At 44.6% G+C, this 7,519-nt stretch carries 7 protein-coding genes and 1 pseudogene; 3 read left to right on the plus strand and 5 right to left on the minus strand.

Annotation, left to right across the window (positions count from 1 at the left end; all coding sequences use genetic code 11):
- From VB714_RS06565 to VB714_RS06575, 3 genes and pseudogenes are all read left to right on the plus strand, one after another.
- A pseudogene (locus VB714_RS06565) lies at window positions 1-1,592 on the plus strand (hypothetical protein); the annotation flags it as partial.
- A 71-nt stretch (window positions 1,593-1,663) separates the two neighbouring features.
- Complete coding sequence (locus tag VB714_RS06570) at window positions 1,664-2,365, plus strand: hypothetical protein (protein WP_323222351.1); 702 nt, start codon at window positions 1,664-1,666, stop codon at window positions 2,363-2,365.
- 237 nt (window positions 2,366-2,602) lie between these two features.
- A complete protein-coding gene (locus tag VB714_RS06575; RefSeq protein WP_323222353.1) occupies window positions 2,603-3,490 on the plus strand; it encodes a hypothetical protein in 888 nt (295 codons plus the stop codon).
- Between the two features lie 32 nt (window positions 3,491-3,522).
- Here VB714_RS06575 and VB714_RS06580 read toward each other — a convergent pair whose 3' ends face one another.
- From VB714_RS06580 to VB714_RS06600, 5 genes are all read right to left on the minus strand, one after another.
- Window positions 3,523-3,933 (minus strand): type II toxin-antitoxin system VapC family toxin, encoded by a 411-nt coding sequence (locus tag VB714_RS06580; protein ID WP_323222355.1) that lies wholly within the window; start codon window positions 3,931-3,933, stop codon window positions 3,523-3,525.
- A complete protein-coding gene (locus VB714_RS06585; RefSeq protein ID WP_323222358.1) occupies window positions 3,930-4,220 on the minus strand; it encodes a hypothetical protein in 291 nt (96 codons plus the stop codon). The genes VB714_RS06580 and VB714_RS06585 overlap by 4 nt, the downstream gene beginning before the upstream one ends.
- Before the next feature lie 74 nt (window positions 4,221-4,294).
- Entirely contained in the window at window positions 4,295-5,881 is a 1,587-nt protein-coding gene (locus VB714_RS06590; RefSeq protein WP_323222359.1) for a tetratricopeptide repeat protein, read from the minus strand.
- The gene (locus tag VB714_RS06595) at window positions 5,862-6,857 is read right to left on the minus strand and encodes an NB-ARC domain-containing protein (protein ID WP_323222361.1); all 996 of its coding nucleotides are present in this window, start codon (window positions 6,855-6,857) and stop codon (window positions 5,862-5,864) included. The genes VB714_RS06590 and VB714_RS06595 overlap by 20 nt, the downstream gene beginning before the upstream one ends.
- Window positions 6,858-6,950: 93 nt before the next feature.
- Window positions 6,951-7,364, minus strand: a complete 414-nt coding sequence (locus tag VB714_RS06600) for a hypothetical protein (RefSeq protein WP_323222363.1) — start codon at window positions 7,362-7,364, stop codon at window positions 6,951-6,953.
- Window positions 7,365-7,519: the final 155 nt, after the last annotated feature.

Genomic DNA, 7,519 nt, shown 5'->3' on the forward strand with positions numbered 1-7,519 from the left:
CGCATCCCAGCCCTCTCTTCGACCTCAAGAAAGACCCGCGCCTTTACAAAACTTTACCTTTGCCGACTGAGGAGCAAAATCCGATTCTGGCGATCGCCCGAGAGGCAGTCAATCCGGCATGGGAACGAACCCGCATTCGTTCTCGCCACCGGCACGAATTTCGATATCTCTTCCCTCCCCCTGCCAGTAAAAGCGATCGCAAGCAGTGGGAACGGGATTATCTGCCTTGGGCGAAAGACCTGAAAGAGCGCGCCAACCAACGGGGACGGGAAATTCACCAACTCCATGAGGGCGATTTCCCTCCGGGAACGCTACGCGAACGCAATGCCATTAAGGAAGAATACGGCAAACTCTACGAGGATTTGCGAGGGGAAATTGCCGAAACCTTCCCCGATGCCAAAGAACGCCATCTCGCGGCAACTGCCTTGTGGCACGTCGAAACTACCAATCCCAATCTTAACGTCCCTCGCAAAGCCTGCGCCCTCATTTCTCGCCAACTCAACCCCACTTTTGAGTTCGTTGAGGAGTTTCAGCGACAGCGAGAAGCCTTACCTCGCGATACTCACGTTCTCAGCATTCCTTTTGAAAAGGCAAAGGGAAAGGATTTTGCAGGAGAGTTTAAGGCAGCTTTGGATCGCAAGGGCATCCAATACGAAGCTACTCTACACCCCACTTTGCCAATGGTTCAATTTGCCCTCCTCGATCCGAGCGATCGCCTAATTGAAAAGTTAAATGCCCAATTTGGCAGCAACGACAATTTACATATTCGAGAGTCGGATTTGACCTACTACAATCCTCACTTGCAGAAAACCAGTCGCATTGGCGATCGCATCGTTCCTCCCACCAGTTACACTTGGCTGGAAAATCCCGAAGACCTCATTCCCAAGTCTGCCCTCGTGCTGCATCTTTTTGGAGAGGAAATCGCCCGACAGGTGCAAGTTTACCGCTTTGAGACGGTCGAACTCATCGGTCAGAAGTACAACGACTTTCGAGATACGGATTTTGGCGATCGGCGTTGGGCAAACAAAACCCTGCCATTCGAGGTCAAACCCTATCGCAATCCCGAAGATTATCGCCACGGCTGTCCCATCGTCACCCTCGAGGGCAAGCAATTGGCCATGTTCAGTGCCGAATCTCCAAAACTCCCCATCGGTGCGACATTTAAGGGCGAGATCGCTCTCTCTCAACGCGGTTCGGCTTTGACGCTTCAGATTGACCCCGAGTCAGTGAGGTTGCCTTCAGTTGAGGAGAACAAATTGCCCCTCAACCTTGGCATTGGCAAACAGCACACAGAGGACTTCTCGCAAAAGCTCCATGCTGCGATCGCCCGAGAGTACGAAGCTGACAACCGTTCCAAAATCAAAATCCACGGTTGGACGGCTTTCGTAGATCGTCGCACCCGAGAGTGCTTTGTTCGGGATGGCGATCGCAACATCGTGTTCCGCTCCAATTTGGCAACCCGCGAAATCCTCAAACCGCTTTCGGCAGAGGATAGCCGCGCTTTTGCCGAAACCCTCGGCTCTCAACGGCGACAGCCGAAATCTTTGCAGCGCATAGCTTCTGTTGGCTCTCGCCGCGACATTCAAGTTTAACCGGGTGCATCGCCCCGAAACTAGCAAGGGGCGATCGCTCATTTCCATCCCTATTCAACCCAAACACAATTATGGTCACTTACAAAACCAAGAAAGCAAAACAAGGCAACTATCTCACTCCCAAAACCAACACTGGGAAAAAAGCCCTCAAATACCTGCACAAATACTGCGAAAAAACTCTCGCTTATTGCCAGCAGCAGGGTTTGACGACGCTCGAAGATTTTGCCGAAGCCCTCGAAAGCATCAGCGAAGAGGATAACCCCAAACTCAAAATTGCCGTTGAGGTCAATACGGGAGGCATTGCCATGAAATTGGCGAACAAACCCGAACTCGGTACGACTACGGGCAAGTACATGATGCAGCATTTGGGCTTTGATGAGGAGGAGCAGGGGAAATTCATCCGCACGGGAATCGAGCAGGCACTCAATCCAGAACGAGAGCGAGAAGATGAGGAGGAGATTGACGATTTGCTGGACTCTTTTGAAGGAGAAACGGAGGAATCGGAGGACATTGGCGATCGCCCTGATGAAGCCAAGCCCCAACGACTCCGGAAAGAGCCTCGCCGCGTTGTTTCGACTCCCGAAAAGAATTCGCCCCAAGTCCCTCGCGGCAACGGGTTCATCGATTATGACAGTCTTTTGGATCGAGCGGCTGTCGTGGGGGCTGCGGCTGCTAATCAAGGCAATGAACTCGATGGGGCTAATCTGAACGGTGTGACGTTCTCTCCCGTCAAATCAAAGATTATGACGGGAGCTTCTCTTCCTCACGAATAGAGCTTCCTGTTTCGCAGGCTGACTACTGTCTACGCCTCCACAGGCAGAAACGATGAGACCCACCGCCTTCTTGTACAAAAAGTTCTGTACTCACCTGGCTTCCTGCAAGATTTTACCTTCCCACGGATTGACCAGGGCTTCTGGGTTGAACCCCCGCTTCTTGAGTTGTCTAGGTTCGTTACAGGTGCGTATTACCGCCACTCCTGATAACTTAATTCTAGCAAAATTCTTGTCACTTTGCTAGTGTTTTTTTGCGGGTTGGCGGCTATTGTGGGTAAGAAAAATGTTGAACGGATTATCGCGGCTGCTAAGAAAGCGGGACGGGAAAAGGAAATTGCCAAGATTGCCGAACGGTTGCAGGCGGCTTACGATCGCACGGATGAATTACTCGAACGCAGCGATCGCGTTACCGAATCCTCCCCAGAAGAACCCTCGCAGTCAACCCCAACAGAGGAGGACGAGCAAGAAACGCCTCAATCTGCCAATGAAGTTCTGGCTGGGGCGATCGCCGACCTTGACGAGCGCATCAATCGCACTCAGCCTCCTCAGAAAAAGAGCAAGCCGTTTTCCCTCGATAAGAATGCCGATTTTGACGAGCAACTCAAACAGCTTAACGCGGCTTTAGACCGCATCGAAGGGCGATTGGATGCCCTTGAAGCTCGCATTGAAGGGTTGGAGAAGGCGGTACGAGAAGGGGTAACGGAGAAAACTCCAAAATCTGCACCCGTCTCGCAACCCGCACCGGATGAGGAAGAAGGGGAGGTGGAAGGCGATCGCGAAGTTCCCGATGCCGAAACTTGTGCCGAGATTCTCCTCAATGCTTACAATATTTCCGAGCAGCAGGCTGCCGTTACGGGAGAATCGATTGAGGATGGCATTGTTTTGGGAGAAAGTGCCATTCTCTATGCCATGAAAGAGGAAGATTCAACCACCATCAGCATTGAGAGTATGGATGGGGAGGAGTTGTTTGCTGCCATCCAAGAGCAAGGAGAATGGGAGATTCTAACGGATCGGTTGAGCGATCGCGACAAGCAAGAAATTGCCACTTTGCACGATTTATCGGTTGAGGTTGAGGAGGATTTGGAAGAAGAGGAAGGTCAAGAAAAAGCAGGAATTGAGATGTAAATTAACGACAATTATTCAATGCGATCGCAATTTTAACGCAATAATGGAATAAAACCCGCTTGTGCAAAATGGCGATCGTGTGCTAGAGCCTCTACAATCTTTTGTTGCTGCATGATTGAAAATGAAGAACAATCCGTTAAACTCCATTGTTTGTCTAAGCGATTTTGATACAAGTCAAATGCACTGGTAAAAAGTTCTTGAGTTTGTGGGTAAATGATAATATCGGGATTGTTTCTAGAGCGTTGAATTAACTGAATTATAGATTGTTTGAACCAGCTTCCTTTTGTTGAGAACGCATTCAAACATTCTACAAAAACCATTTGGCTGGTGATGACTTTGAATGGAGAAAGATTTTCAGTCACTTCTCTCGCTTTTTGATGTAGATCGTCATCTGGATTGACTAAAGCCAGCCAATATCCAGTATCAGCAAAAACTGTTTTCATTCTTCTATTTTAGGCGCACCGTACAAATAATGATCGAGGTTTCGAGAAAAGTCTTTGGGGAGTTTTTTCCATTCTTCTCTGGGGATCTCTTGAGTAATTTCATCAACCATGTCGAGAATGGAGTTTTGGCTCTTTTGCGATCGCATTTTGACTTCTTCCTCATTGGCGATCCTTTGTTGAATTCGCTGTTTGAGGAACAACAAAAAGTGATAGACTTCTTCAATCGCAAACTCTGGCATTATTGTTATTTCTTTTTCGATCTCTTTGATGAGTTGTTCTTTGCTCATTGGGTTACTCCGTGCGATCGCATTGATTTGCCTATTTCTGTTTTATTATAAGCGGATCGTCTGTCTTTTTATTTTTATTCTGTCTCGTTGGCTGCATCGATCTGTGCGAGGAGTTGTTGGGTGAGGGGATGGTTGCTGAGTTGGTCTCTTTGTCCGGCTGCAATTACATCTTGTAAGAAACATTTAAGATTTTTCAATATAGTTTGGCTATTTGGATGTTCATCTCCCAAATAATTAAGAAGAAGTTTCACAGCTTGTAAATAGAGAATTTCTGCTTCTTTATATTTTTCTTGATGACGATAAAGTTCAGCTAAATTACTAAGAGATAGAGCAACATCAGGATGCTTTTCACCCAGTAGTTTTTTCCTCTGCTTTAGTGCTTGTAAATAGAGAGGTTCTGCTTCTTCATATCTTTTTTGACAACGATAAAGTTCAGCTAAATTATTAAGAGATAGAGCAACATGAGGATGTTCTTTCCCTAATCGTTCTCTTCTCCATTCTAGCACTCGCAAATATATAGGTTCTGCTTCTTCATATCTCTCTTGATAACGATAAAGGTTAGCTAAACTATTGAGAGCAATGGCAAAATTAGGATTTTCCTCCCCTAATGTTTGTTCTATTATTTCCAATGCTCGTAAAAAGAGAGGTTCAGCCTCTTTATATCTTCCTTGATAATGATAAAGTTCTGCCAAGTTAGTGATAGATAGAGCAACATCAGGATGTTTTTCTCCCAATCGTCGTTTTCTAATTTCCAATGCTTGTAACAAAAAAGGTTCAGCCTTTTCATACTTTTCTTGATAGTAGTATGAATAGCCTATGTTGTTGAGAGAAATAGCAACAGATGGATGTTCCTCTCCTAGAAGCCTTTTTTTGAGTTCTAATGCTTGTAAATAGAGATGTTCCGCTTCTTCATATCTTCCTTGACAATCGTATATATAACCCAAGTTATTGAGAGAACTTGCTATATCGGGATGATCTTCCTCTAGAAGTTTTTTTCTGAGTTCTAATGCTTTTAAATAAAGGGGTTCTGCTTCTTCATATTTCCCTTGAGAGTCGTAAAGTCCAGCCAGATTATTGATGGAAGTTGCAACATCAATATGTTCTTCTCCTAGGAGTTTTTTTCTGAGTTCTAATGTTTGTAAATAGAGATGTTCTGCTTCTTCATATCTTCCTTGATAAAAATATAGTAATCCCAAATCATTAAGAGAGGTCGTAACGTCAGAATGTTCTTCTCCTAGGAGTTTTTTTCTGAGTTCTAACGCTTTTAGATAAAGAGATTCTGCTTCTTTATATTTCCCTTGAGAATAATAGAGATAAGCTAATTTATTAAAAGAAGTTGCAACATCAGGATGTTTTTCTCCAAAGCGATCGCGACTTACAGATAAACATTTTAAAAGCCAAGGTTCTGTTTGATGATAGAATCCTTGACCATTGTAATAGCGACCTAATCCTACAAATGGTAAAATCAAATCTTCATCCTCTATCCAGTTGCAAAAATTGTTTGCAAGTTCTGCTAAATGAGGAATTCTAGGAGTTGCTTCTTCAATTTGTTCTAATGTTGGAGTTTCGGGAATTTGTTTGGCAACTTCCACCATGACTTGACAAAACGATCGCTTGAGTCGTTCTGCTTCAATATTTTGTTTAACGGCTAACTGTAACATCTGGTTCTCCTTCTAATTTACCTCGAAAAAATTCTCGGATTAATGAATGTAATTGATAGCGATTTTGTTCCAAACCTCGAACGAGATGAAACTTCAGCAATGTTTTTCTCGATTTTTTTAGCACATTTTCTTGAAATGTTCCCTCCTCTTGACAATACTGACGCTCCACCTTTTCGATTAACTCCCATTCTATCGGCGCTAAAGCAAAAAGACAGAGCAACTTTCCCAAATGCTGACTATCTGGGTCTAAAACTTCCCAACTTAACTCAAAAGCAGCTTTTACACCTCGTTCTGCTGTCATTGTATTCGTATCTGGATCGGGAGATTCCAGAGATTCATCTTCAAGGGATTTTCGCTGTTTTGCTTTCTGTTGCAAACGGAAGAGAATTTCCGCCAGAGATAATGTTTCATCATCTTCTAAATATCTCCCCACTAACTCAATGCCGAGAGGCAAATGTCCCAACCATTCACAAAGCGTTTGAGCAACTGCTTCCTCTGCCAGAATTCTCTCTTGTCCGATGAAAGATTCTAGCAATTCTAAAGATTGCTCGGGCTTGAGAACTCCTAACGGTAAGGTTTTAATCGGCTTACCAAACTTTAGCCGCGTTGTCATCAATACCTTAAATCGCTTCTCTTCTGGCGGTAAATAAGGTTTAATTTCCTGATAATTGACAACATCATCTAAAACAATCAAAACATCACCCTCTCGCCAATTTCGCCAACAATAAGCAACCCGATCGCTCGGTTCTAATCCATCTGGAATATACAATCCCAACTGCACCATTGCATACCCGACAATCTGGGTAACAATATTTTGTTCTCTTGCATAGAACCAGCAAATTCCTCCCTCAAACAAACCTTTATAAGCATGAGCATATTGTATCGCTAACTCCGTTTTTCCCACTCCACCCATCCCCGCGATCGCAGAAATAGCAACGCGATCGCCCTGCTGAAGTTGTTGATGGAGAGTTTCCAATTCTTCAGAACGTCCAACAAAAGTGGCGACTCCACTGCGAGGAATGTTTTGTGGCGGATTTTGTTTGGCCGGATCCGAGGCCGGCGAGTTCAGCTAATATTGTTTATCAATAAAGGTAACATTACCTTTAATCTCACCTTGAATGACTGGTGCTTTATTATCCTTAACATATTTCACTTCTCCCCCAGTCACGATCCAGCTTTCCCCTTCAATTTTGCCAATATTGATAATTTCTCGGGCGAGATCGTTAACTTCCTTGGCAAAAACTGGGTCTTTCTCCATCGCCTCGTCAAGATAACCTACAACTTGCTTCAACGCTTCTGAAGAGCCATTTTCCGCATCTGTCAAGACTTTCTCAACCTCAGATTTCCCTCGAAATCTATTCCAAATCTTCTCGCGCAGTCGATTCAACTTTTCCAAAGCTCCTTCAGTGAGCTTTTCTGCGCTGGTCTCAAAAAACTTTGTAAAAACGAGGGTAGCGATCGCTGCTCCAGTTAGTGCTTCCATCAGTTTTTTCTCAAACTTCATTCCCAGTATAAGCTAAAACGCGGCTAAGTGACATATAATAAGGATAGTAGATTTGGAGAAAAGAGAAAAAATGCCAGCCAAGAACTGTTTATCGCCAGAAGAAAAGAAAAATTTACAAGAGGCGATGAGAAATG

Origin of the sequence: Spirulina sp. 06S082, assembly GCF_034932145.1 — a bacterium.
In the GTDB taxonomy this organism is placed as follows: Bacteria; Cyanobacteriota; Cyanobacteriia; order Cyanobacteriales; family Spirulinaceae; genus CCY15215.

Coding starts and splice junctions, on each gene's coding strand:
- VB714_RS06570 (WP_323222351.1), top strand. CDS start 1,664: ATGGTCACTTACAAAACCAAGAAAGCAAAACAAGGCAACTATCTCACT.
- VB714_RS06580 (WP_323222355.1), bottom strand. CDS start 3,933: ATGAAAACAGTTTTTGCTGATACTGGATATTGGCTGGCTTTAGTCAAT.
- VB714_RS06585 (WP_323222358.1), bottom strand. CDS start 4,220: ATGAGCAAAGAACAACTCATCAAAGAGATCGAAAAAGAAATAACAATA.
- VB714_RS06590 (WP_323222359.1), bottom strand. CDS start 5,881: ATGTTACAGTTAGCCGTTAAACAAAATATTGAAGCAGAACGACTCAAG.
- VB714_RS06600 (WP_323222363.1), bottom strand. CDS start 7,364: ATGGAAGCACTAACTGGAGCAGCGATCGCTACCCTCGTTTTTACAAAG.